The organism is Paraburkholderia sp. RL17-381-BIF-C (assembly GCF_046026435.1).
Taxonomy (GTDB): Bacteria; Pseudomonadota; Gammaproteobacteria; order Burkholderiales; family Burkholderiaceae; genus Paraburkholderia.
This window is the reverse complement of record NZ_JARESX010000010.1, coordinates 72,787-96,617: the sequence shown is the minus strand read 5'-3', so window position 1 is coordinate 96,617 and position 23,831 is coordinate 72,787. Positions and strand designations below refer to the sequence as shown.

21 protein-coding genes are annotated in these 23,831 nt (G+C 62.3%); 8 read left to right on the top strand and 13 right to left on the bottom strand.

Translation table 11 applies throughout. From position 1 onward, the window contains the following. Positions 1 to 6: 6 nt before the first annotated feature. From P0D70_RS09465 to P0D70_RS09440, 6 genes are all read right to left on the bottom strand, one after another. Positions 7 to 249: a DUF1427 family protein gene (locus P0D70_RS09465; protein ID WP_091803418.1), complete on the bottom strand. Its 243-nt coding sequence runs from the start codon at positions 247 to 249 to the stop codon at positions 7 to 9. Between the two features lie 28 nt (positions 250 to 277). Beyond that, complete coding sequence (locus tag P0D70_RS09460; protein WP_091803421.1) at positions 278 to 919, bottom strand: HD domain-containing protein; 642 nt, start codon at positions 917 to 919, stop codon at positions 278 to 280. Positions 920 to 1,108: 189 nt separating this feature from the next. After that, a complete protein-coding gene (locus tag P0D70_RS09455; protein WP_408184241.1) occupies positions 1,109 to 2,581 on the bottom strand; it encodes a mechanosensitive ion channel domain-containing protein in 1,473 nt (490 codons plus the stop codon). A 39-nt stretch (positions 2,582 to 2,620) separates the two neighbouring features. Further along, positions 2,621 to 4,489, bottom strand: a complete 1,869-nt coding sequence (locus P0D70_RS09450; protein WP_091803427.1) for an amidohydrolase — start codon at positions 4,487 to 4,489, stop codon at positions 2,621 to 2,623. Between the two features lie 71 nt (positions 4,490 to 4,560). Then, the gene (locus P0D70_RS09445; RefSeq protein WP_091803430.1) at positions 4,561 to 5,250 is read right to left on the bottom strand and encodes a hydrolase; all 690 of its coding nucleotides are present in this window, start codon (positions 5,248 to 5,250) and stop codon (positions 4,561 to 4,563) included. Between the two features lie 365 nt (positions 5,251 to 5,615). Further along, positions 5,616 to 6,536 (bottom strand): LysR family transcriptional regulator, encoded by a 921-nt coding sequence (locus P0D70_RS09440; protein WP_091808871.1) that lies wholly within the window; start codon positions 6,534 to 6,536, stop codon positions 5,616 to 5,618. A 118-nt stretch (positions 6,537 to 6,654) separates the two neighbouring features. Between P0D70_RS09440 and P0D70_RS09435 the strand changes: the two genes are divergently transcribed. The 7 genes from P0D70_RS09435 (at position 6,655) to P0D70_RS09405 (ending at position 15,124) form a co-directional block, all read left to right on the top strand. Further along, on the top strand, positions 6,655 to 7,308 hold the full coding sequence (locus P0D70_RS09435) for a DsbA family oxidoreductase (protein ID WP_091803436.1): 654 nt from the start codon (positions 6,655 to 6,657) through the stop codon (positions 7,306 to 7,308). Beyond that, positions 7,305 to 8,453, top strand: coding sequence for an FAD binding domain-containing protein (locus P0D70_RS09430; protein ID WP_408184240.1), 1,149 nt, complete (start codon positions 7,305 to 7,307; stop codon positions 8,451 to 8,453). The genes P0D70_RS09435 and P0D70_RS09430 overlap by 4 nt, the downstream gene beginning before the upstream one ends. Positions 8,454 to 8,490: 37 nt before the next feature. Beyond that, positions 8,491 to 9,705 (top strand): MFS transporter, encoded by a 1,215-nt coding sequence (locus P0D70_RS09425; protein ID WP_091803441.1) that lies wholly within the window; start codon positions 8,491 to 8,493, stop codon positions 9,703 to 9,705. A 156-nt stretch (positions 9,706 to 9,861) separates the two neighbouring features. Beyond that, positions 9,862 to 10,995: an alkene reductase gene (locus P0D70_RS09420; RefSeq protein WP_408184260.1), complete on the top strand. Its 1,134-nt coding sequence runs from the start codon at positions 9,862 to 9,864 to the stop codon at positions 10,993 to 10,995. Between the two features lie 75 nt (positions 10,996 to 11,070). Then, positions 11,071 to 12,354 (top strand): c-type cytochrome, encoded by a 1,284-nt coding sequence (locus P0D70_RS09415; protein WP_408184239.1) that lies wholly within the window; start codon positions 11,071 to 11,073, stop codon positions 12,352 to 12,354. Next, positions 12,351 to 12,863 carry a (2Fe-2S)-binding protein gene (locus P0D70_RS09410; RefSeq protein WP_091803447.1) on the top strand — a complete coding sequence of 171 codons (513 nt, stop codon included), beginning with the start codon at positions 12,351 to 12,353 and terminating at the stop codon, positions 12,861 to 12,863. The genes P0D70_RS09415 and P0D70_RS09410 overlap by 4 nt, the downstream gene beginning before the upstream one ends. Further along, entirely contained in the window at positions 12,860 to 15,124 is a 2,265-nt protein-coding gene (locus P0D70_RS09405) for a xanthine dehydrogenase family protein molybdopterin-binding subunit (RefSeq protein ID WP_408184238.1), read from the top strand. The genes P0D70_RS09410 and P0D70_RS09405 overlap by 4 nt, the downstream gene beginning before the upstream one ends. Positions 15,125 to 15,273: 149 nt before the next feature. Here P0D70_RS09405 and P0D70_RS09400 read toward each other — a convergent pair whose 3' ends face one another. From P0D70_RS09400 to P0D70_RS09370, 7 genes are all read right to left on the bottom strand, one after another. Further along, the gene (locus P0D70_RS09400; protein ID WP_408184237.1) at positions 15,274 to 15,801 is read right to left on the bottom strand and encodes a DsbA family protein; all 528 of its coding nucleotides are present in this window, start codon (positions 15,799 to 15,801) and stop codon (positions 15,274 to 15,276) included. Next, entirely contained in the window at positions 15,798 to 16,310 is a 513-nt protein-coding gene (locus P0D70_RS09395; RefSeq protein ID WP_408184236.1) for a redoxin domain-containing protein, read from the bottom strand. The genes P0D70_RS09400 and P0D70_RS09395 overlap by 4 nt, the downstream gene beginning before the upstream one ends. 342 nt (positions 16,311 to 16,652) lie before the next feature. Next, positions 16,653 to 17,858 (bottom strand): trypsin-like serine peptidase, encoded by a 1,206-nt coding sequence (locus P0D70_RS09390; protein WP_408184235.1) that lies wholly within the window; start codon positions 17,856 to 17,858, stop codon positions 16,653 to 16,655. A gap of 339 nt (positions 17,859 to 18,197) precedes the next feature. Then, positions 18,198 to 18,476: a hypothetical protein gene (locus P0D70_RS09385; RefSeq protein WP_091808875.1), complete on the bottom strand. Its 279-nt coding sequence runs from the start codon at positions 18,474 to 18,476 to the stop codon at positions 18,198 to 18,200. A gap of 216 nt (positions 18,477 to 18,692) precedes the next feature. Beyond that, positions 18,693 to 20,615, bottom strand: coding sequence for a putative bifunctional diguanylate cyclase/phosphodiesterase (locus P0D70_RS09380; RefSeq protein WP_408184234.1), 1,923 nt, complete (start codon positions 20,613 to 20,615; stop codon positions 18,693 to 18,695). After that, entirely contained in the window at positions 20,612 to 21,142 is a 531-nt protein-coding gene (locus P0D70_RS09375; RefSeq protein WP_177205119.1) for a YfiR family protein, read from the bottom strand. The genes P0D70_RS09380 and P0D70_RS09375 overlap by 4 nt, the downstream gene beginning before the upstream one ends. A gap of 1 nt (position 21,143) precedes the next feature. Further along, positions 21,144 to 23,186: a TonB-dependent receptor plug domain-containing protein gene (locus tag P0D70_RS09370; RefSeq protein ID WP_408184233.1), complete on the bottom strand. Its 2,043-nt coding sequence runs from the start codon at positions 23,184 to 23,186 to the stop codon at positions 21,144 to 21,146. A gap of 375 nt (positions 23,187 to 23,561) precedes the next feature. Between P0D70_RS09370 and P0D70_RS09365 the strand changes: the two genes are divergently transcribed. After that, positions 23,562 to 23,828 (top strand): hypothetical protein, encoded by a 267-nt coding sequence (locus tag P0D70_RS09365; RefSeq protein ID WP_408184232.1) that lies wholly within the window; start codon positions 23,562 to 23,564, stop codon positions 23,826 to 23,828. Positions 23,829 to 23,831 lie beyond the last annotated feature (3 nt).

Genomic DNA, 23,831 nt, shown 5'->3' with positions numbered 1-23,831 from the left:
TGCGTATCAACCGCCTTCCTTGCTCGCGTCAGGCTTTTGCACGGCGGCGCCCTTGAGCGGTTCGGCGACCTGCGCCGTGGCCGTCTGCGTGAAGAGCTGCGCCTTGACGACCGGGATCGCGTGCTCGCCCAGCACCATGCCGAGCAGGCCCGCCAGCGCGATCAGCGGCGGCGCCGGTGACTGAACCTTAAGCAGCCAGTAGAGGAGCCCGATGCCGAAGCCGACTCCGAGTGAAATGATGTAGCCCATGCCTATCTTCCTTTCTGTCAACCATTCATCAATTCGGCCAGTCGGATCCCAGCACCAGTCCGCAGAAATTCAGGCGGCGATAGTTCGGATCCCACCGGTCCAGCACGTCGGCATTCACGGTCCCGAAGGTCGTCTCGGGCCGATGCGCCATGCCGTGCGCGTATGCGTCGATCAGCTTCTTCTTGAAGCCGGATTCGCGCGGATACGCCTGGACGATTTCGTCGCGCTGATGCGCGGTGAATTCGTCGTATCGAGCGCCCCGCACGTCCATCTGCACGCCGGCGCTGATGAGCGCAACCAGCGCCGACAGATGCTCCGGAATGCCCGGCGTGGTGTGCAAGGCGATCCCCACCCACACTTCTTCGATCTCGCGCTCGGCCACGCGGTACTGCCGCAGAAAATCGCGCGCGGCATTCGCGCCGTCCACCTCGAAGCGGTATGGCGAGCGCTCGTACTTCGCATTCAGGCCCACGTTGTGAAACATCGCACCGACATACAGCAGTTCCGCGTCGAAAGTCAGGCTCTCGCGGTGTCCAATCAGCGCGGCGAACAGGAAGGCCCGCAGCGCGTGATGAAACATCAGTTCCGACTCCGTGCCGCGGATCAGGTCAGTTGCCGCCTGGGCCATGACACCGTCTGGGATGTCAACACCGGCAATGCGCTTCTTCATGTCAACTCCTCCGTGTCAGCCCCTTTCCCGACGCGTCTTCACGCATGCCGACCGGACGCCGCGACCCGCCCGCGTGGCGAATCGATGAGAGTCCAGGGACTATCCACCGCAGCGTAGCGAAATAAATCTATAAAGACTTTGGCGGATTCTTAAAAACCCTTAATCGCTACGCTACTTATGCGAATCTGCTCACAGCGTCAGTTCGTGGAAGCGCCGCACGCCATCGCGAATCCATTTCAGCAGGCCGCCGCCGCTGTCATCCAGATTCGACGGCGAAGCCAGCAGCATTTCCTCGGTGGCATGGTGTTCCGACAGCAGCCGGCACATTTCCTTGACCACTTCCGGCCGCTGCGTGAGAACGGGCGTCAACGCGCTCTTGTCGAGCCGGAAGACCGTGGCGCGCGTTAGCGCCCGCACCACCACCGCAGTCCTGACACCCGCAAGAATCCCCGACTGACCGATCGAGTCGCCCGGCGCGAGCCTGCGCAGTTCGATCTCGCCACCGTCTTTCTGTACGACCACTTTGGCCACGCCCTGCGCCAGAATGTGCAGCTCGTGACCGCTTTCATCCGCCGCGGTGTAGATCGTGTCGCCGGCATCGAACTCGTGCTGGGTCAGTTTCGTGGCCAATTCGGCGAGTTCGTCGCGCGCCAGCGTCTGGAAGATCAGCACGTTGCGCAAGAGCCGTAGCTTCTCGTCGGCGGTGCCGCCCGTCACGGGTTCGGGCACCGACAACGGCCGCAACACCACGCCGCGCGAAAGCAGATGGCGGTGCGCAAGATCGAACAGGTCGTTGCGCACGGTGATTTTCTTGGCCAGCTCGCTGACGAAACAGACGATCTCGTACTCGATCGCGTCGTTGGTGGCGCGCCGCACGCTCACCACCGGCTTCGGATCGTCCAGCACATCGCGCGAACTTTCGGCGGCGCTCGCAAGCGCCTCCAGCACGAGTGCCGGCCGGATCGACGGCTTGATGGGCAGCACCACGCTAATGCCGTGCGTATGCGACGGTTCGTTGGCGTTGACGATATGGGCGCGCGCCGCCACGCTGTTCGGAATCACGACGATGTTGCCCTGCCCGTTGAGCAGGCTCGTTGCGCGCCAGTTGCTTTCCACCACTTTGCCTTCCACGTCGCCGATCGTCACCCAGTCGCCGAGGCGAAATGGCTCGGTCGCATTCAGCACGACGCCGGAGAACACGTCGTTGAGCGTGCTCTGTATCGCGAGGCCCAGCACGACCGCGAGTGCGCCCGAAGTGGCAAGCAGGCCGCGCACCGGCAACTGCAACACGAAGGCAATCGCGCCGACCGCGGCGGCGAGAAACACCAGCGCGCCGAACACGTCCTGAAACAATCGCTCCTTGTGCCATGCCTCAGGCAACACCACGCGATCGAGGAGAATCGTGACAAGCCGCGCCCCTTGCAGCCACCACACGATCTCCAGCACCTGCGCGAGCAGATGACGCAGCGGCTCGTCCGGCCACGGCGCCGCGCGCAGCGGATTCATGCCATAGCTGAACAGCACGTAGCTCGACAGAGCGAACATCAGCGCGCGAAACGCGAGCCGGGTCTGGTCGCTCTTGCGGCTCATGAAACGCCACGCGAGAAAATCGAGGACCAGAATGACCAGTCCAAACAGCACGCCGTCGGTCAGGGTCGGCATAAAGGTCCTCGCTCGCGTGGTGCTACGAAACGGGCGTGATCAGAACGCGAAGCAGCTACATCCCAACGCGCCCCAGAAACCGTTCGAATCGCTGACCGGCACGTTCTTGCGCCACGCCCAACCGTGCGCATGCGCATGCACGCCGCACAGATTCACGCAGCCGTCCACGCACGCCACCGCCGTCGGCTTGTAGCGGCTATAGCCGCCGAATTCCGCCACCGGCGACCATGACGGGCTGACCGGCAGATCCGGCGGCGCGAGCGGCGCGAACTCGTCGTCCGCGTAGACGACCTTGCCGCCCACCACCGTCATGTTCGAGGTCAGGAATTTGATGCGGCTCTCGTCGACGGTGAAAAAGTCTTCGCTCAACACCGCGAAGTCCGCGAACTGGCCCGGCACCAATGCGCCCTTCTTGTCCTCTTCGTTCGAGAACCACGCGCTGCCCACCGTATAGCGGCGCAAGGCCTCCATGCGATCGAGTTTGTTCTCGCTGCCATACATCGCGGTGCCGCCGACCGTTTTGCCCGACACCATCCAGTACAGCGACACGAACGGGTTGAAACTCGCGACGCGCGTAGCGTCCGTGCCCGCGCCGACCGGCAGGCCGGCGTCGAGCATGTGTCGGATCGGCGGCGTGCGCTTCACCGCCTCTTCGCCGTATTGATGAATGAAGTACTCGCCCTGATACGCCATCCGGTGCTGGATCGCAATGCCGCCGCCGAGCGCCTTTACCCGATCGATGTTCTTCTGCGTGATGGTCTCGCAGTGGTCGAAGAACCAGCGCAGACCGTTGAACGGAATGTCGGCGTTCACGCGTTCGAACACGTTCAGGAAGCGCTCGATCGATTCGTTGTAAGTGGCGTGCAGACGGAACGGCCAGCGGTTCGCCACCAGCAGCCTGACGACCGCTTCCAGTTCGGTCTCCAGCGACTCGGGCAAATCCGGGCGCGGTTCGAGAAAGTCTTCGAAGTCCGCGGCGGAGAACACCAGCATCTCACCAGCACCGTTCACGCGCAGGAAATCGTCGCCTTCGCCGGGCTTGGTCATCTTCACCCATTTGGCGAAATCCTCGATTTCCTTCTTCGCGTTCTGCGTGAACAGGTTGTAGGCAATGCGCACGGTCAGTTCGCTGTGCTTCGCCATTTCCATGATGACCGCGTAGTCGTCCGGATAGGCCTGATAGCCGCCGCCCGCGTCGATTGCGCTCGTCACGCCGAGGCGGTTCAGCTCACGCATGAAATGGCGTGTGGAGTTGCGCTGGTCTTCCAGACCGAGCTTCGGCCCCTTTGCGAGCGTGGCGTATAACAAGCCGGCGTTGGGACGGGCGATCAGCATGCCGGTCGGGTTGCCGCGCTTGTCGCGCTGGATCTCGCCGCCCGGCGGGTTCGGCGTGTCTTTGGTGTAGCCGACCGCGCGCAGCGCCGCGGCATTGAGCAGCGCGCTGTCGTACAGATGCAGGATGAACACCGGCGTGTCCGGCGCGATCGCATTGATTTCTTCGAGCGTCGGGCCGCGCCGCTCGGCGAACTGGAATTCGTTCCAGCCGCCCACCACCCGCACCCATTGCGGCGCCGGCGTGCGGGCCACCTGTTTGCGCAGCATGTCGAGCGCGTCGGCAAGCGATGGTACGCCGTCCCAACGCAACTCCATATTGAAGTTCAGGCCCCCGCGAATGATGTGCAGATGCGAGTCGTTGAGTCCGGGAATGACCGTGCGCCCTTTGAGGTCGACATGGCGCGTGGCGTCGTTCGCGTGACGCATCACGGCCTCACGCGAGCCCGCAGCGAGGACACGGCCGTTCGCGACGGCGAGCGAATCGGCGAATGAACGCTTGTCGTCCTGCGTGGCGATCTTGCCGTTGAAGAACACGACCTCGGCCGGCGTCGATTCGGAAGTACTGGAATTCATGGCGATCCTCATAGGGAGCGCTCCGCTTTCAAGCGCGGAGCTATTCATCGGAAGCGGGCGCTCGTCGCTGCTTACTTCTTTGCAGGCACCGGCGCCAGAACCTCATGCGTCCCCGCCGCGCGCTGGGCAGCCTTGTGCACCATGGTGTAGGCATAGTCCACGCCCATCCCGTACGCGCCCGAATGCTCTTTGGCAATCGCCATGACTTCGTTGTAAGTCTCCTTGTGTGCCCAATCGCGTTGCCATTCGAGCAGCACCTGTTGCCAGGTCATCGGAACCACGCCGGCCTGAATCATCCGCTGCATCGCGTAGTCATGCGCGTCCTTCGAGGTGCCGCCCGACGCGTCGGCGACCATATAGATTTCGTAGTCACCTTCGGCCATGGCGCATAGCGCAAACGTGTTGTTGCAAACCTCGGTCCACAGACCTGCCACCACTACCTTTTTTCGGCCATTCGCAGCAAGCGAGTCACGAACCTTCTGGTCGTCCCACGAGTTCATGGACGAGCGTTCGAGCACCTTGTGCTCCGGAAATACGTCCAGCAACTCCGGGTACGTATAGCCGGAGAAACTTTCTGATTCCACGGTCGTGATAGTGGTAGGGATGTTGAACACCCGCGCTGCCTTCGCGAGTCCTACTACGTTGTTCTTGAGTACCTGACGGTCAATGGACTGGACGCCAAAAGCCATTTGCGGCTGTTGGTCGATAAAGATGATCTGCGAGTTTGCAGGCGTGAGGACTTCCAGTTTCGGATTTGCCATGGCGTTGTACTTCCTAAAGGTTTGGTGAACATGGGAGGACAGGCCGCACTCGCTTGAAGTGCGAGAAAAGCTGGAGCCCATTCTAGCCACGGGTTTTTGCCGAGTCCTTGGCGAACGACCTTAATAGTTCTTAAACAATATGGTCGGCCAGGCGCGTTCCGGCGCGCACGCCTGCGGCGCGTTCACACTGGCGCGGCCGAGCGCCGGCGCCCGCTCAGAACATTTCATGTTTTCTGCAGGACTTTATGGGCGCGGCATTCCTACACTGCAGTCAGCGTTGAATCACCCTTTCGCGACTTCGATCAGTCAGACCGGTGGAATGCGCGCTGAAAAACGCACCGAGTGAGCGCGGCGCGCGCAACCGTTCAACCTTCGAGCGACACGCGAAGCCGCGTCTCGAGAAACTGAACCAGCGCGCGCACTTTGCTGGACTGGCGGCGGTTGGGTAGATACGCGGCGTAGACGACGGCGTCGCCCGCATGAGGACTCGCGTCGAAGTGTTCGAAGAGGCGCAGCAGGCGGCCCGCGCGAATTTCGGCCGCCACCTGCCATTCGGGTAGCAATGCGATGCCGCGCCCGGCCATCACCGCTTCGAGCAGGATGTCGAGATTGTTAGACAGCAGATGGCCGTGCACGTCGACGCGTTGCTCCACGCCCTCGCGCTGGAAGGTCCAGGCCTGGCGAGTGCGGTAGCCGCCGCCATAGGCGAAACGCAGGCACTCGTGGTCAGTGAGCTCCTGGGGTGTTTGCGGCGTGCCGCTGCGTTCGAGGTAGTCGTGGCTCGCCACCACGTAGCGCGGATTGTCCGCCAGTTTTTTGACGATCAGGTTGGCGTCGCGATCGGCGAGACCGATCCGGATCGCGACGTCGATCCGGTCGAGCGCGAGATCGGCGAAGTGATCGGCGACCACGACGTCGAGGAACACCCGCGGATTGTCGGAGAGAAAGGCGGCGAGGTGCGGCGCAAGGCGCAGGCGGCTGTAGGTGGACGGAACCGAAATTCGCAGCGCGCCGACCGGCGACGCACCGCTGTCGAACACGCTCTCGTCCGCCTCGGCCAGATCGTCGAGCACCTTGGCGACCTGTTCGACGTAAGCGATGCCGGCGTCCGTGAGACTGACCTTTCGCGGCGTGCGGGTCAGCAGCGCGGTGCCGAGCGAGGCCTCCAGCGAGTCCATCAGGCGCGTGACCGACGAGGTCGCCACCCCGAGACGTTGCGCGGCCTTCGAAAAGCCACCGGCGTCCGCCACTTCAAGCAAGGTTTTGACGGCGAGGAATTTGTCCATGTTCGGCCTGATTGACGGTTTGGTTGCAAAAAACGCAACGTTAGCTTGCATTTTATCCATATTCAACAACGATAACGCAACGGATAAGCTGCATGCGTTACCTAGTGAGGGAAGCGACATGCAAGCCATTCAGGTCGAGGTCAATTACGACTTCATTTGTCCGTGGTGCTGGATCGGCCAACGGAACCTCGCGTCGGCGCTGACGGAGGCCGGCGCGGACACGGTTGTTTCGATCCGCTATGTGCCGTTCGAATTGAATCCGGCCATGCCGGCCGAAGGGATGGACCGGCGCGCGTACCGCAGCGGGAAATTCGGCAGTTGGGCGCGCTCGCAGATCATGGATGCGCAGGTCACCGCCGCCGGACTGGCGGCCGGCGCGCGCTTCCAGTACGACAAGGTGCTGCGCACGCCGAATACGCGTCTTGCGCATCGTCTGATGCAGTTCGCGCAGCAGCGCAATGACCCGCGCGCGACGGCCGCGTTGTATCAGGCGATCTACGCCGCTTATTTCTCCGAAGGCCGCGACATCGGCTCGCTCGACACGCTGGTCGCGCTTGCCGCGGAACATGCATTCGACGCGGACGAGGTGCGCGCGTATTTGCTGAGCGCCGCCGGCAATCAGGACATCGACGCGGCGCGCGCGCGGGCTGACAGTCTGGGCGTTCAGGCCGTGCCGACCATCCGCATAGACGGCGATGTGATCAGCGGCGCGCAACCGCCCGTGGTCTTCATCAACGCGCTGCGTTCGGCAGGGCAAAGGAAAGCAGCATGAGATCGCTCGAAAGACCGCGTGCCGTCGTGATTGGCGGATCGCTCGGCGGCTTGCTGACGGCCAATACGTTGCGCTCGGCCGGCTGGGACGTCGACGTGTTCGAGACCTCGCCGAACGAGCTCGAAAGCCGCGGCGGCGGCGTGGTGCTTCAGCCGGACGTGCTGGACGCGCTCGCCTTCGCCGGGGTCGAACTGCCGGACCCGCCCGGTGTGGCCTCGGGCGATCGCATCTACCTGGACCGCGAGGACCGGGTGGTCGAACAACTCCACATGCCGCAGATGCAGACCTCGTGGAGCCTGCTCTACCGCGCCATGAAGAACGCACTGCCCGCGTCTTACCTGCATACCGGCGAAACCTTTACCGACTTCCACATGGAAGGCGAGCGGATCGTCGCGCAGTTCGAGAGCGGTCGCAGCGAACAGGCCGATCTGTTGATCGGCGCCGACGGTATCCGCTCGACGCTCAGGCGGCGCCTGCTGCCCGAAGTCGCGCCGCAGTATGCGGGCTATGTCGCATGGCGCGGCCTCGTCGAGGAAGCCGATCTGCCGTTGCACGCAGCGGACATGCTGCGCGGGCGCTTCGCGTTTCAGCAAGGCGACGGGCATTCGGGGCTCTCCTATCTGATTCCGGGCGAGAACGATTCGACCGTGGCCGGCGAGCGGCGCTTCAACTGGGTGTGGTATCGCAAGTACAGCGCGGCAAGGCTCGAAGAGTTGCTGGTCGATCGTCACGGCATCCGGCGCGCGTTCTCGCTGCCGCCCGGCTCGACCAAGGGCGCCGACATCGCACAGCTCCGCGAAGACGCGCAGGCGTCGTTAGGGCCGACGTTCCGCGCACTGGTCGATGCCACCGACGCGCCCTTCATGCAGCCGATCGTCGATCTGCGCTCGCCGAAGATGGTGTTCGGCCGCGCGGTGCTGCTCGGCGACGCCGCTTCGGTGCCGCGCCCTCACACGGCGGGCAGCACGGCGAAAGCGGCCGCCAATGCCCATGCGCTGGCGCTCGCGTTGTCCTCGACCTGGCAAAGCGGCGCGACGATCGATTCAGCCCTGAAACGTTGGGAGAACCAACAGTTGCAACGCGGCAGGCTGATGACCGATCTGGGTATTTCACTCGGCGACCGCGTGATGAACCTCGCGCGCTGAGTCCACGTATTCCGTTTCTTTTCTTCAAGGAGTTGTCATGTCAACCCAGGCATCCACCACGGCGGCCGCCAACAGCCCCGTCAAGCTGACACGCGGACTGATCGCGTTGTTCGCGTTCTGCTGCGGCGCCATCGTCGCGAACCTGTACTACGCGCAGCCGATCACCGAACTGATCGCACCGGCCATCCACATGTCCGGCGGCACCGCCAGCCTGATCGTCTCGCTCACGCAGATCGGCTATGCATTCGGCCTGTTCTTTCTGGTGCCGCTCGGCGACCTGCTGGAAAACCGCAAGCTGATGATCACCACCGCGCTGGTGTCGATCGCCAGCCTCGCCGCCGCGGCGTTCGCGCAGCAACCGGCCGTGTTCCTCGGCATCTCGCTGCTGGTCGGCTTCAGTTCGGTTGCCGTGCAGATCCTGATTCCGCTCGCCGCGCATCTCGCGCCGGACGAATCGCGCGGCAAGGTGGTCGGCACCATCATGAGCGGCCTGCTGCTCGGCATCCTGCTGTCGCGGCCGATCTCCAGCGTGGTGGCCGGGCACTTCGGCTGGCGCGCGGTATTCGGTTCCGCCGCCGTGCTGATGGCGATCGTCACCAGCGTGCTCGCGCTGACCATTCCGCGCCGCCAGCCCGATCACCAGGCCACGTACTTCGAACTGATCGGCTCGCTCGGCCACCTGGTTCGCACGATGCCGGTGCTGCGTCACCGTTCGTTTTACCAGGCGCTGATGTTCGCTTCGTTCAGCCTGTTCTGGACCGCGATTCCCGTCGAGCTGACCCGCCAGTTCGGGCTCTCGCAAACCGAGATCGGCATCTTCGCGCTGGTCGGCGCGATCGGCGCGACCTCCGCGCCGGTGGCGGGCCGTCTCGCCGATGCGGGCCATACGGTGCGCGCGACGCTGATCGCGCTGGTGGTGGGCGCGTTCGCCTATGCGCCCACGCTGATCCATCCCGCGTGGGGCGTGCTCGGGCTTGTCGCGACCGGCATCGTGCTCGACTTCGCCGTGCAGATGAACATGGTGCTGGGTCAACGCGAGATCTATGCGTTGCACGCGGCGAGCCGCAACCGCCTGAACGCGCTGTATATGACGAGCATCTTCGTGGGCGGCGCGTTCGGCTCGGCGCTCGCCAGCCCGCTTTACGAACACGGCGGCTGGCCGCTCGTCGCCGCGGTTGCCACGGCCTTTCCGATCGTCGCGCTGGCGCACTACCTGGTGATCGGCCGTCCGTACGCCGCCCGCCACGCCTGATACACGCATTGCTTCGCAACCGGGCGGCTCGCTGTCCGGATTAACAACATTTCAGCGTGGCTTCAGGAAATTTCGCGGGCTCGGCGATACGCTGACCAGCAGAGTCATTCACCTGAACGACGCTCGATTGCTCATCAAGGAATCACCATGTCCTCCATTTCGCCCCTGCTCGACGGCTACGACCTGTCGGGATTGAGCTTGCCGAACCGCGTCGCGATGGCGCCCATGACCCGCTCGCGCGCGCCGTTGCGCGGCCGGCCGACCGAGATGATGGCCGAGTACTATGTGCAGCGCGCGTCGGCCGGCTTGATCGTCACGGAGGCCACGAATGTCAGTCCGGCCTCAGCGGCGTTCGACCTGACGCCCGGCATCATCACGGCAGAGCAGATCGACGGCTGGCGTCATATCACGAGCCAGGTGCATGCCGCGGGCGGCCGCATCTTCATGCAGTTGTGGCATGGCGGCCGCGTCAGTTCGTTCGCGCTGCTCGGCGGCGCAGCACCGCTCTCCCCTTCGGGCGTGAACGACGACCTCGAACAGTTGCAGGTGTGGGCGCAACTGCACAACGGCCAGTACACCAAGATTCACGCCACGCCGTCGCGCGCCATGTCGCTCGACGAAGTGAAGCTCGCCGTCGACGCGTTCCGCCAGGGCGCGGCCAACGCGATCGCCGCCGGTTTCGACGGCGTGGAAGTGCACGCGGCGAACGGCTATCTGCCGCATCAGTTCCTCTCATCGACCACCAATACGCGAGATGACCGCTACGGCGGCTCGGTGGCGAACCGCGCGAATTTCCTGCGCGACATTCTCACGGAGATCGGCTCGGTGGTCCCGCTCGACCAGGTCGGCGTACGCATCTCGCCGTACGCGCACTACAACAACGTACGCGACGCGGACCCGGACACGACCTACGACTACGTCGGCAAGATGCTCGACGAGTTCGGCGTCGCCTACGTGCATGCGGCGGATACGAACGGCTGGAGCGGCCAGCCGGATTTGCCGCGCATTATCGAACGCATGCGCCGCGCGTTCTCGGGCACATTGATGGTCAACGGAGGCATTTCCGTCGAGCATGCCGAGACCTTGATTCGCGAAGGCCAGGCCGACCTCGTGGCGTTCGCTCGCGCGTATATCGCGAATCCCGATCTGGTCGAACGCATTGCGGCCCACGCGCCGCTCGCGGCCCCGAAGCCGACTGGCTGGTATGCAGGCGACGCGGCCGGCTATATCGACTATCCGTTCCACGGCAGCGCCGGCCAGGGCGTAGAAGCAGGCGCGGCACGAGCATGACGCGATCGATGCGGCAAACGTCCGGCGCGAATCACGCGGCCGGTTCGTTCCAGGACTTTGGTGAGAGGTGCATGAATGACTCGCAAGTCTAGACTGCTGGCGGGAAGCGGCGTGGTTGTCGTGGCCGCGCTGGCCGTCGCCTTCCTGCTGATGTGGAAGCCCGCCATCGCGCCGGTCAGCCCGCCCGCGCCGACCTCGTTCGACGCGCAGACGAGGCTCGCGGGTGCGCGTGTCGTCGCGCTCGGCGACTGCATCGTGTGCCACACCGCGAAGGGCGGCAAGCCATTCGCCGGCGGCCTGCCGCTCGCCACGCCGTTCGGCACGATCTACGCGACCAACATCACGCCGGACGCCGAAACGGGCATCGGCAACTGGTCGCTCGAAGCCTTCACGCGCGCGCTTCGTCATGGCGTCGCGCGCGACGGGCATCTGCTGTATCCGGCGTTTCCGTATATTCACTTCACGCGCATGTCCGATACCGACATCTCGGCCGCCTACGCGTATCTGATGACACGTGAACCGGTCAACGCGGTCGCGCCCGCCAACGAACTGATTTTCCCGCTGAACTTCCGGCCGCTGCTGGCGTTCTGGAACGTGCTGTTTCTGCATCCCGGCGCGCAGCAGCCGGAGGCGTCGAAGGACGCCGAGTGGAACCGCGGCAAATTGCTGGTGGATGGCCTCGGCCACTGCGCGTCGTGTCATTCGCCGCTCAATCCGATCGGCGGCGAGAAGTCGGGACACGCATTCGACGGCGGCGTGGTCGACGGCTGGGAAGCGCCCGCGCTCAATGCGCTCGGCGCGGCGCCCAAGCCGTGGACCCAAGACCAGTTGGTCACGTACCTACGTTCGGGCCGGGCCAGCGAACACGGCGCGGCGGCCGGACCGATGCTGCCCGTCACGCGCGATCTCGCCACCGTGCCAGTGGAGGACGTGCAGGCGATTGCCACCTATCTGCTGTCGATCCAGAAACCGCAGCCGCTCCCGGCGAGCGTGTCCACTGCCAACCAGGGTGTCCAGTCTGCCGGGGCGCAACGCGGCGCGACCCTGTTCGCCGCCTCGTGCGCGCAATGCCACGGACCCGCTGCGCCGATGCAGTCGATCGGCGAGCGCCCCACGCTTGCGTTCAGCACCGCCGTCAATGCCGCGACGCCGCGCAACGCGGTCCAGATGATATTGAGCGGCAACGGCTGGCATGGCGAAGACAGCGAGAACTACATGCCCGCCTTCAGCCAGATCTACGACGACCAGCAGATCGCCGATCTCGCCGCCTACGTTCGCGCGACCTATTCGCAGCGCGGCCCGTGGCAGGACGTCGAGGCGATGGCGGCCAAGGTCAGAAAGGAGAACAACGCGCGATGATCAATCTAACCGTGAATGGCGTGCAGCACGCGCTCGATATCGATCCTTCCACGCCACTGCTCTACGCATTGCGCAACGACCTGCAACTGCATGGCGCGAAGTTCGGCTGCGGCCTCGGACAATGCGGCGCCTGCACCGTGATCGTGGATGGCGAAGCGGTGTTCTCGTGCCTGGTTCCGGTCTCGTCGATCGGCAAACGGCCCGTGCGCACGATCGAAAGTCTCGGCACGATCGAACACCCCGGTGCGCTGCAAAAGGCGTTCATCGATCACCAGGCGGCGCAGTGCGGTTATTGCATCGCCGGAATGATCATGCGCGCGCAGGCGTTGCTTGATCGCAATCCGCGGCCTACCGAGCGCGAACTGCTCGATCATATGGAACCGAACCTGTGCCGCTGCGGTACGCACACTCGCATTCTCGCGGCGATTCGCGAAGTCGCGCATCTGCCGGCAAGTGACGCGACGGCGGCGAAACCCCAAGGCGCGGCAAGCCACGGAGGCGCGCAATGACCGTCAAGGAAGAGGAAATCAACGAAGGACGCCGTCGCTTTCTGCTGTCCGGCGCACTCGTCGTGAGCTTCAGCATGGTTCCGGGCGTGAGCGCGATGGCGCAGGAAGTGATCGCGGACGAAGGCGCCGCCGTGCATATCGGCAAGGCGACCCAGACGCTCGCCGGCAGCCTGAAGACCAACCCGTACCTCGATTCGTGGATCAGAATCGATCGGGCAGGCAACATGACCGTCTACACCGGCAAGGTGGAACTGGGCACGGGCGTACGCACCGCGCTGTTGCAGATCGCAGCGGAAGAGCTGGACATGGCGCCCTCGTTGATCACGTTTCTGACCGCCGACACGGGTGCGTCGCCCGATGAAGGTCTCACCGCGGGCAGTCACACGATCGCCGACAGCGGCAGTGCGCTGCTGAACGCTTCGGCTCAGGTGCGCGGACTGCTGGTCGATGCCGCGGCCCAGCACTTCGGCGTCGCCAGCACGGTGCTGAGCGCGCGCAATGCGGTGATCAAGGCGCCGGATGGCCGCAGCATGACCTATGGCGAGGCGGTGGGACTCGTCGACCTGCATCGCATGGCCTCGCCCGTCTCGCCGTTGAAGAACCCCGCGACGTTCGACATGATCGGCACCTCGTTGCCGCGCGTGGACATTCCCCGCAAGGTGACGGGCGGCGTGAGTTATGTGCAGGACATGATGATGCCGGGCATGGTGCACGCCCGTGTGGTGATGCCACCCGTCTACGAGGCGCGGCTTGTGCAAACGAACACGCCCGCGATTCTGAAGATGCCGGGCGTCCTCAAGGTCATCAGAAACGGCAGCATGCTCGCCGTGGTCGCCAAAGGCGAGTGGCAAGCCGTGCAGGCGCAACGCGCGCTCGCCGCTGGAAGCCAATGGACGGCCGGGCGCGCACTGCCCGACCCCGCTACCGTACATCGCGATCTGAAGACGATCTCCACCGAACACATCGAAATCGCCAACACGCACAGCACCACCGGCACTGCCGTGAAAACGCTCGGCGCGAAATACACCAAGCGTTACATGATGCACGGCTCGATCGGGCCGTCCTGCTCGGTTGCGCTCTTCAAGGACGGTGCGCTGACCGTCTGGACCCATTCGCAAGGAGTCTACCCGCTGCGTGACGGGCTTGCCGAAATGCTCGCCATGCCGAAAGACAAGATCCGCTGTGTTCATGTGGAAGGATCGGGTTGCTACGGCCACAACGGCGCGGACGACGTGGCCGCGCACGCCTCGTTGATCGCACGCGAAATGGACGGCCAGCCGGTGCGCGTGCAGTGGATGCGTGAACAGGAGAACACGTGGGATCACTACACGCCCGCGATGGTGACCGAAGTCAGCGCCTCGCTCGACGCGAGCGGCAGCATCGTCGACTGGAACTACGCGCTGTGGAGCAGTTCGCACAACGAGCGCATCGTCAACGCCGGCCGGCTCATTCCGGCGCAGTTGCTGGAGCAGCCATTCGCGCCCGCGCCCTCGGTGCCGATGGTGCAGCCCGAAGGCGGCGGCGATCGCAACGCGATCCCGCTGTACGCGTTGCCGAACATGCACGTGATGAACAACTTCTCGCCGACCATGCCGCTGCATACGTCGGCCATGCGCTCGCTCGGCGCGCACATGAACATCTTCACGATCGAGACGTTCATGGACGAACTGGCCGCCGCTGCCGGCAAGGACCCCGTGGCGTTCCGGCTGAAGCACATGCAGGACCCGCGTGCCCGTGACGTCATAAAACTCGCCGCCGCGAAATTCGGCTGGCCGCGTGCGCCGCGCAAGCGCAATCACGGCGTCGGCTTTGCGTTCGCGAAGTATAAGAACCTGATGGCCTATGTCGCGATTGCCGTCGAGGTATCCGTCGTGCCCGAAACCGGTCAGGTGATTCTCGAACACGCTGAAGTCGCGGTGGATTCCGGACAGATCGTCAATCCCGACGGCATCCGCAATCAGATCGAGGGCGGCGTGATTCAGTCGGCAAGCTGGACGCTGTATGAACAATTGCAGTTCGATACGAAGCGGATTCGCAGCTTCGACTGGAGCAGTTATCCGATCCTGCGCTTCTCCGCGGTGCCGCGCAGCGTCAATGTGCATTTGATCGACCGGCCGGGCGCACCGTTTCTCGGCGCGGCGGAAGCGTCGATGGGACCGACCGCGGGCGCGCTCGGCAATGCGCTATTCGATGCCACCGGCAAGCGCCTGCGCGACATGCCGCTTGCCGGCGAAAGCCTGCGCAAACTGATCGACGTTTGATCGAGGTTTGATCGACGTTTAGCGGTTTGGGGAATCCGTCATCCGCATCGCGCTGAGCGTGCGGATGACTTCTGTTTTCGACGCTTTCGCGTGCTCGTGAAAAAGGGCGGCAAGGTTGACCTTGCCGCCCTTTTCTTCTATCCGCACACTCACACGTGACGGGCGACGGCGCGCAGCGCTTCGAGCAGAGTTTCGGCGTCGCGCTCGCCGTCATAACGCTGGCCGTTGATGAACAAAGTAGGCGTGCCGTTCACGCCGCTGCGCAAGCCACTGTCGAAGTCATGCTGGATACGCCCGTCGTAAGTGCCTTCGAACGCCGCGGCCAGATCGCGCGCGTGCAGGCCGAGTTGCGCCGCATACCGCGCCAAATCCGTATCGCTCAGTGCCGTCTGATTTTCATACAGGATGTCATGCGCTTCCCAGAATTTGCCTTGAGTCGCCGCAGCTTCCGAAAACTGCGCGGCGTGCAGCGCGTGAGCATGCATATCCGTCAACGGGAAGTGCCGGAAGACGAATCGCAGTTGTGGTCCCATGGCTTGCTGCACCGCTTTGATCACACCGTACATCGCCCCGCAATAGGGGCATTCGAAATCGCCGTATTCGATCAACGTGACGGGCGCGCCGAACGCACCCTCGATATGGTCCAGAGATCCGACCGGCGCTGAGAGATGGCTCATGGGGTGTCCTGTTGCGTGGAATTGTTCATTTGTTCGAGTGCGCCGAGTATTCCGTCGACGCCCGGGTTCACGGTGATGGGAGAAACATAGGCCCACCGCACAATGCCGTTCCCATCGAGAACGAACAACGCGCGTTCGCAAACACCCTCCTTTGCGCGGTACACACCATAGCTTCGTGCGACTTCACCCTTCGGCTCGAAGTCCGAAAGCAGCGGAAAGTGAAGCTTGCGTTGTGTTGCATATGCCGTGTGCGACCACGCGCTATCCACGGAAATGGCGATCAGCTGCGCCCCCAACCGGCGGAATTCACCGAGCGCGGCGTTGAAAAGACCGAGTTCGTCGCCACACACAGGGCTCCAGTCGGCCGGGTAGAACGCGATGACCACCGGCGTGCCGCGCAACTCGGACAGGGTGATCTTCTGGTCGGGTGTGGCTTGCAACGTGAAATCCGGCGCCGGCATGCCGGCTTCGAGAACGGGAATGGCGGGGCGAGAAAGCGGTACGGTCATGTCGGATACTCTCCACTCGAAGCATTTCGGGCCACGACTTTGCTGCGGCTCGTTGTGTTCAGCAGAATAGGCCGGATGGGATCGCCGGAATAGTTATGCGTTGGGATCGGCGGATCAGAGAAAGGGAGGTGTGGGTCACACCTTTGTATGGTGGGATTTCAAGCGAGGGGAGTTTGATTCGGGCGGCCGGCGATTCGACGCCGATGGCCAGATGCTGGGACTGCTGCTGAAAGACCATTCCCGTGTTTCCAGGCAACTGATACGGTCCTATCGAAAACGGGTGGCTGCTCGTCATACTGCCCCGAGCCACCCGAATCCGGATTGCCTTGCGCATTTAGCGCCCTACAACGGCCAATTCGCTCGCGCCCAGTCGACCAGGTTGACCAGATTGTCCCCGCCGCTGACCGAATTGTCCGCGTCGCCGTCGAAACTCACTTCGCTCGATACCACGCCGCACGCGCGAACCTGACTGCCATTTTCGAACCATGCGAAGAACGGGCCACCGGAGTTGCCGTGGTTCAGGCTCGCCTCCGTTTCCAATGTCTGTCCGTCGTCGTCTTCGTAGTCGTCTTCGAAGGATTGCCAGCTTTGCACCGCGGGTCGCTCCCCGCCTGCGACATCGAATGGGTAACCCACGTTCTCCCATACGTTCAGCCCTCTCCAGCCGTCGTCGAAACTCGTCGTGCCGATATAGCCTAACCGGTTGCCCAAGGGCTCATATAGCCGTAATACCGCATAGTCGTGCGACAGGTTGAAGTCCGTGTCGTCGGTCCCATAGTGGCGGGCGTCGCTGACGTAAGACGACCCGAACGGCTCCGTACCGTCAAAATAGTACGGCGTGAATTTCATCCACCAGTTGCCGGTTCCGATGCTATTCCAAGGCATGACGTGGCGTGCTGTCAGAACGAGGCGGTCGCCGATCAGCACGCCCGAACCGGAGGTGCCGTCGCTCGTAACGATCTTTCCCGTCAGTAGCCATGGCCAGCTTGTATCGAACAGAACCTGGCGTGCATCGCCGGGAAAGACCGTGAGTGGTTTGACCTTGCGCCCTTTTCCGTCTCGCATCTGCGGCTGCGGGCGGCGGATGCCCGTTTTGGGAATGAATCGAACGTCCATCCATTCTGGCCGGAACGACGGGTGGCCGGAAATCTGTCCCATCGTATCGGTCTTTTCGTGAGTCTGGACCGTACAGCCCATGGGCAGTCCGGGCGTCGAACCGGCGCTCATCTCGATGCCGATTTTCCATAGGCTCTGACCATCGGGGCGCACATCCATTCGCTCGTTTTTCACTTTTGGCGCTAGCTCCACGCCTGGTGGCACAGTTACGTAGGTAGTAGACCAGATGGATCTCGCGGTAACACGCAGGTTCTCTCTGGTCGCCTTGAGAGGGCTGAGGACTTCCAGTTCCGCACGGGTCAACGGCCGCAGACGGTTCGCATGATAGGGCATCACGACTCTCCTGAAATAGTCGAGGGGGCTGAAGCAAAGAGACCATTGCGTATCGTTTCCATCACACGTCAGCAGCTCGGCGTGACGGGTGCCTTCCACTCAATTGTCCCGCCGCGTCCTGTGCTTCTCAGGGCGACCGGGGAAAGTCTTCTCTGTATCTAGAACGAACCGTACGCTTGCGTTTCAAGTACGGAAGGTAAAGCCGGGAAATCCGGTCTTTTCGGGCCCTGCTCTCTAGCCGCTCATCCATTCACGCGCCATTCGAAGGCGCGCGCGTGCATGCAACCCGTGACGAACCAAAAAGCACGACGGCAGGCCGTACGCCAACGTACGGTGCCTGCCGCCGATAATGGTAGACGCGACGCGAGCGAATCTACACTTTGTTCATGCACATCCATGTCTCTGGCGGAACGCCAGAGACATGGATGGTTGCGCGGTTCAGCATTCGCCCTTCTTTGCGTGTCCGGGCGGGCAGTGACCGTCCTTATGTCCGTGATGATGGTGGTGTTCCTCCCATTCGTCGCGATCCCAATAGCGGTGGCCGTCCCAATAGCGGTCGCCGTGCCATCCAGGCGACACGACGACGACCGGGGCCGGCGCGACCACGACAGGTGGCGTACCGATGTTAATGCCCACGCCAATATCCGTCGCATGCGCAAATCCCGAAGCGGTGATGCCCATACTCACCAGCGCTGCGCCAACGAAAAAACTTTTCATCTCACCCCCGATTCTGCGACGCTCGCGCCGCGTGTCGGCCGCGTCGTTAGCGGCCACTATTCAAGATCGCAAGCAGCGCGATTCGGTACTTTGACGCGATCAACGCCAATTCGTATCGAATCGTTTTGCAAGCCCCAACTCCATCTCCTGCACATGGAAGATACTGAAGCTGCGTCAGGACTAAGCCTGAGAGTCGCAACGTGAAGTTACATGTTTCTACGCGACGGGTCCAGCCGACTCAGTGCGCTCGGCGGCGAGGAAATGCTCGCGCTCTTCCTCCAATGCCTCCATCAATGCGGTAAATGTCATTGGCCGGCCCGTGAGATAACCCTGAACGAAGTCGCACCCGCTATCGCATAGCCACGCCAGTTGCGCCGGATATTCAACCCCTTCCGCGACGACAGTGAGACCAAAACTGTGCGCCATCGAAATAATGGCTGTAACAATTGGCTGCCCCGAATACGGTAACGCCTTCACAAAGCTGCGATCGATTTTCAGTTGATTGAGCGGAAACGACTGCAGGTACGACAGGGACGAATAGCCCGTGCCAAAGTCGTCGATCGACAGGCGCACACCTCGTGCACGCAGCGTTCTCATGACCTCCGCCGCCACCGTGACATTCTCCATCAACAGGCTCTCGGTCAGTTCAAGTTCAAGCAACTCCGGTCGCAAACCGGTCTCCTGCAGTGTTGCAAGCACGTCGGCATCGAAAGTGTGATGCCGGAGTTGTCGCGCCGATACATTCACCGAGACGCTAACAGACGTCGCGGCATCGCGATTCCACCGCACGGCATCCTGACAGGCGCGGTTCAGAATCCATCGGCCGAGTGACAGAATCAAGTCGCTACTCTCCGCAATCTGCACGAATTCGCCGGGAGAAATAGCCCCTTGTGAAGGGTGATCCCAACGAGCAAGCGCTTCCACGCCGACTAACCGCCCGGTGCGACAATCGAATTGCGGCTGATAGGCAATGTCCAGGCCATCGCGCTCGACCGCTTCGCGCAGATCGCGCTCCAGCGACGCACGCCGCTGCGCCTCTGCCGTCATTTTCGGCCGGAACTCGACCGCAAGATTTTTACCGCCGCCTTTGGCCGCATAGAGCGCAATATCCGCGCTACTCACGAGGGACGCAATATCGCCGGCGTCATCCGGATACCGCGAAAAGCCCACGCTCACGGTGACGGGCACCATCGTCCCTTCAAGTTCGAACGACCGCCCAAGGCTGCGCACGATCTTCTCCGCGGTCCTTCGGCTTTGGATCCGGTCGGTATCCGAAGTTGCCAACACCGCGAATTCGTCGCCGCCGATACGGCTCACGACATCTCGTTGCTGAACGGTGCCCCGCAGGGTGTGCGCTACCGCGCGCAGTAGTTCGTCCCCGGCACCGTGTCCGAGCGTATCGTTGATCTTTTTGAAATCGTCGAGATCGATCAGGACAAGTGTCACCTGCGGGGAAACACCCGCAGCCGGACGCAGACAGCCAGCCAGTTCGTCATAGAAAGCGCGACGGTTGGGCAGATCAGTCAGCGGGTCGGTCAGAGCGAAGTATTCCAATTGTCGTTCCGCCTCGATGACGCGCGCTCTGGTACGCGACATGACGAACGACGCTATCCACAGCGCACACGCCGACGCTAGAAACAGGAAGCAGGCATAGCGCGTGAATTCCGCCTTCATTCCGTCGGTCGTCGCAACGAGGACCACCGTGCCGACCCGCACGCCACCCTGAACCACGGGTGCGGCGACGATCACGTCCTTGAAAGAAAGGCGCACTTGTGTCTGCGCCGCGGCCTCCGTGCCTTCGTTCTGTTCAAATTCCGATAGCCCTCGCTGAACGAAGCGGGCAAAGCGACCGCCCTTCGCATCGAAGACTGCAACGCTTTCGATATAGGGGAGCTTGCCGAGGTGCGCCAACACTTCGCTCGCCACCTCGCTGTCGCGGAAGATCAGTGGCGCCGACATATTTTCCGCGACCATTGCGGCCTGAAGCCGGGCGTTGTCCGCAAGCGCGCCTCGAAGCGAAACCGCCTCGTAGACGAGCAGGACAACGCTCGAAATCACCAGAGCGACCGCCACTCCGATGATGTTGACCCGTCCCAACGCGCGCGACAAACTTGGCTTGTTCCGTTCGATCAAGCTCATAGGACAGTCCTTGCCAGTTGAAGCAGCTTCGAGCTGAGCGAAAGATGTCGCCGAGCCGCCTCGCGGTTGTTGATATCGAAACGCAAATGGTTTCCGTCCGTGACCAGGCGAATCACCGTGTCCTGTGTATCCAGCGTGGAATTGGTGATGACGAGTACGGGCCTGTCGGAGTTGAGCACTTCTCTCGTTTGCTTCGACAATGGCTTACCTTCTTCGACGAGAACGACGTTGCATCCTGACGGACCATCACCGTGGCTCAGCGAGCCGAAAGTCCACGCGCGTCCGCTCACGATCTTTCCGTTAAGGTTCGCGAGCGCTATTCCCAGCGCGCTCTCACCGTTCGCGCAGACGACCAGCTTCGAATCGGAGAGCCCTCCTGCCGGCCAGGTGGTGAACTGGGTAAAGTTGTAGATGTATGCTGCGCTCAGCATCGCTTCGTCAACCTGTGCGTTCGACGGCCCGGCAATGACCGCGAGGACTAACGAGCCCAACACGGTGAATGTGCGGAGTGTGCGATTGAACCGCATACTAGAATCCGTACACCATTTTGACGAGGAAGGTGCGGCTTTGCTGCGCAATGACCTCCTGCGTATAGCCGGGGCCCGCCGGATCCGCATACTGTGTGTTGGCTACGTTGTACACCGAGAACGACACGTCGGCATGCTGGATCAGGCGCGTCGAGCCGACGGACAGATTGCCCAGGCAGTACCCTGCTGCGTGGCCACTTTCGGCGAGTCGGCTTGATACACAGCGCAGTTCGGTGGCGAGCCGCGCCGCATTGCCAAAGAGCGGCAGTACCAGATTGAGTTTCGCGAGATGCCGCGGTGAATTTTGCAGAATGTCTCCGGTGGCGCCGTCTCGGGCGATCTGCCACGAATAGCTGGCCCGGACTCGGGTTTCACCGAATCGTTGCTCATAGCTTATTTCAGCGCCGTTCGCTTTCGCCCGGTCGAGGTTCTCGAAAACGTACAGCCCGGCCGGCGAAGTCGTTTCCGAGATCAGGTCGCGAATGTCGTAATGGAACAGAGAAAGTGTCGCGCGACCCGTCGCGCCAAACTGTCTCTGGTAGATCAGTTCGGTGGTCGTGATGTGCTCAGCCTTCAATGAAGGATTCGCGGACTGTCCACCCACCCCCGGTACAGCGTAATAGAGTTCATAGGCGTTCGGCGCGCGATAGGCGCGACCGTACACCAGTTTCACTGTGTCGCTGTTGGTCGGCTTGTAGGCGAGCGCCACGCGTGGACTCACGTTGCCGCCTGCCGCTGTCTCCACGTCGTAACGAAGTCCGACATTGAGCGAAAAATTCGCGGGCAATTGCAGTTCGTCTTCACCGTAGATTCCGGTGCGGTTACCGGAGCGCCGGTCGTCGAGAAAACTCTCGTAGGGTTCGACGTTGAAGTTGTACTGATCGCGATGAGCGTCGCGCGTATAGTCGAAACCCAGCACGACTCTATTTTTCGGAAGGGACGTGAACGTGGTGTGAACGTCGACGCCGTACCAGAGCGCGTGGTCGCCATCGACGTTCTCCACCGGCCCTGGCGCATAAAGACTCGGACTGCGATAGTCGTAACGTCCCCAGTACGCGCTCGACGCCAGTTGTATGCCTTCCGCGATTGTGTGCTGAAAAGTGCCGTCGATAAAACTATGCGTATCGGTCGTGCTGAACGGCGCGTTGAATATCGCGCCATACGGCGCGGTGGGGACGCCCTTCGTCCGGTTGCCATAGCCCATGCTAAGGCCGAACTCGCCGTACGTGAACTTGGCGAGCAACTTCTGACTGCGATCGTAGTCGAGTCCTTGTGCCACGCCATTGTTCTGGTCGGGCGTATCGAACTCCGGATAAAACAGGCTCTGCCCGTTGCTGACAAAAGAACTCGCCGACAGCAGTACGTCCGCGCCATTCGTGCCATGCCAGCCGTAAGTTGCGCGTGCCTGCTTCTCGCCAAAACTCCCTGCTGCGACTGCGACCTGAGCACCGCGGAGACTTTCGCCGGTCTTTGTAATCACGTTCACGACGCCAAATAGCGCGTTCGAACCGTACACAGCCGATCCTGGACCCGGCACATACTCAATACGCTCGACAAGATCCAGGTCTACCGGAAAATCGGTGCCAATGGCAGCCTGGTCGAATACCGAGTCGTTGGTTCGTACTCCGTCGATCAGCAGCAAAAACCGGCTGTTGTAGTCGCCCGGGCGCTGAAAGCCCCGTGCGCCGAGATACGAATAGGTCCGGTCGTAGGTTGTGTAGAGTCCGGGAAGCGACGCGAGCGCATCCGCGAGGGTCTTCCATCCGAAATCGCGGATATCGGCGGCCGTCAGAATGAAGACCGCGGCCGGTGCGTCGGATATCGGCTGGGCAAGCCGGCTGGCGCTACTCACCGTGACCTGCATCAACGCCTCCAGCGGTAGCGCGGTCAGATCGCCCGGCGCATGCTCGCTCGTGGATAGCTCCGGCTTCGCCTGCGCGGCCGCTCGAACGTTGTGTGCCGCGATAACAGCAGACGCTGCGGCAAGTAATGTGAGGCGCAACGTGCACTTAACACCGCGCGCAAAGTTACGCAAATCGGACATGGGAGTAAAACTTACTAACGTAGCGCAGGAAATGGTGCATTCATCCAGCTTCTTATCGGCTTTTCCGGCGCAAACTTGAATCGGGCGCAAAGCGCCGCGTTCAGCCGTGGGCCCGTTATGACAAGCGCTAAGGGTTGATACTGATGCCGATATCCGATCGGTAACTTCTTCGCGCGTGAATTCGCTGACGAAGAAAAATGTGCGCCCTGATTTCTGGCCTCCGGTTTTAGAGGGGGCACGTCATGTCTGCTCTATTCCGCTCCCTTAAGATTTCCTTCAGCATTTCCCCTTAAATTCGAGGTAGACCGTTTTCCCGGTTCGCATGAACGGACCTAAAAAGGCCTGCGGTCGGCCCACAAAAAAAAGAGAGATTAGATGGCAAGGGGAAAAATTAGCGCGGCCGTCGGGAATGCTCGCTCTGCGTATGCGCTCGAGCTTGCAAGAGGGCGCTCATACATTGGCAGTACGCTGACGCCGGCGACACGCAGCAATGCCATTACCGAAGTATTCGCCGAATTCGTCGAACTATATGGAGATCGAGAATTAGCCTTGTTTCAAAAGCTTCTTGCGGAGGATCTGCAACGGCAAGGTCAGCCCGACGCTTCGTTGGCCGTGCTTGAATTCAAGTTCCGTATTCGGTGAACG

Bases quoted from the DNA above. Each gene is read 5' to 3' on its own strand.
- P0D70_RS09465 (WP_091803418.1), bottom strand. From the start codon at position 249: ATGGGCTACATCATTTCACTCGGAGTCGGCTTCGGCATCGGGCTCCTC.
- P0D70_RS09460 (WP_091803421.1), bottom strand. From the start codon at position 919: ATGAAGAAGCGCATTGCCGGTGTTGACATCCCAGACGGTGTCATGGCC.
- P0D70_RS09455 (WP_408184241.1), bottom strand. From the start codon at position 2,581: ATGCCGACCCTGACCGACGGCGTGCTGTTTGGACTGGTCATTCTGGTC.
- P0D70_RS09450 (WP_091803427.1), bottom strand. From the start codon at position 4,489: ATGAATTCCAGTACTTCCGAATCGACGCCGGCCGAGGTCGTGTTCTTC.
- P0D70_RS09445 (WP_091803430.1), bottom strand. From the start codon at position 5,250: ATGGCAAATCCGAAACTGGAAGTCCTCACGCCTGCAAACTCGCAGATC.
- P0D70_RS09440 (WP_091808871.1), bottom strand. From the start codon at position 6,536: ATGGACAAATTCCTCGCCGTCAAAACCTTGCTTGAAGTGGCGGACGCC.
- P0D70_RS09435 (WP_091803436.1), top strand. From the start codon at position 6,655: ATGCAAGCCATTCAGGTCGAGGTCAATTACGACTTCATTTGTCCGTGG.
- P0D70_RS09430 (WP_408184240.1), top strand. From the start codon at position 7,305: ATGAGATCGCTCGAAAGACCGCGTGCCGTCGTGATTGGCGGATCGCTC.
- P0D70_RS09425 (WP_091803441.1), top strand. From the start codon at position 8,491: ATGTCAACCCAGGCATCCACCACGGCGGCCGCCAACAGCCCCGTCAAG.
- P0D70_RS09415 (WP_408184239.1), top strand. From the start codon at position 11,071: ATGACTCGCAAGTCTAGACTGCTGGCGGGAAGCGGCGTGGTTGTCGTG.
- P0D70_RS09410 (WP_091803447.1), top strand. From the start codon at position 12,351: ATGATCAATCTAACCGTGAATGGCGTGCAGCACGCGCTCGATATCGAT.
- P0D70_RS09405 (WP_408184238.1), top strand. From the start codon at position 12,860: ATGACCGTCAAGGAAGAGGAAATCAACGAAGGACGCCGTCGCTTTCTG.
- P0D70_RS09400 (WP_408184237.1), bottom strand. From the start codon at position 15,801: ATGAGCCATCTCTCAGCGCCGGTCGGATCTCTGGACCATATCGAGGGT.
- P0D70_RS09395 (WP_408184236.1), bottom strand. From the start codon at position 16,310: ATGACCGTACCGCTTTCTCGCCCCGCCATTCCCGTTCTCGAAGCCGGC.
- P0D70_RS09385 (WP_091808875.1), bottom strand. From the start codon at position 18,476: ATGAAAAGTTTTTTCGTTGGCGCAGCGCTGGTGAGTATGGGCATCACC.
- P0D70_RS09380 (WP_408184234.1), bottom strand. From the start codon at position 20,615: ATGAGCTTGATCGAACGGAACAAGCCAAGTTTGTCGCGCGCGTTGGGA.
- P0D70_RS09375 (WP_177205119.1), bottom strand. From the start codon at position 21,142: ATGCGGTTCAATCGCACACTCCGCACATTCACCGTGTTGGGCTCGTTA.
- P0D70_RS09370 (WP_408184233.1), bottom strand. From the start codon at position 23,186: ATGTCCGATTTGCGTAACTTTGCGCGCGGTGTTAAGTGCACGTTGCGC.
- P0D70_RS09365 (WP_408184232.1), top strand. From the start codon at position 23,562: ATGGCAAGGGGAAAAATTAGCGCGGCCGTCGGGAATGCTCGCTCTGCG.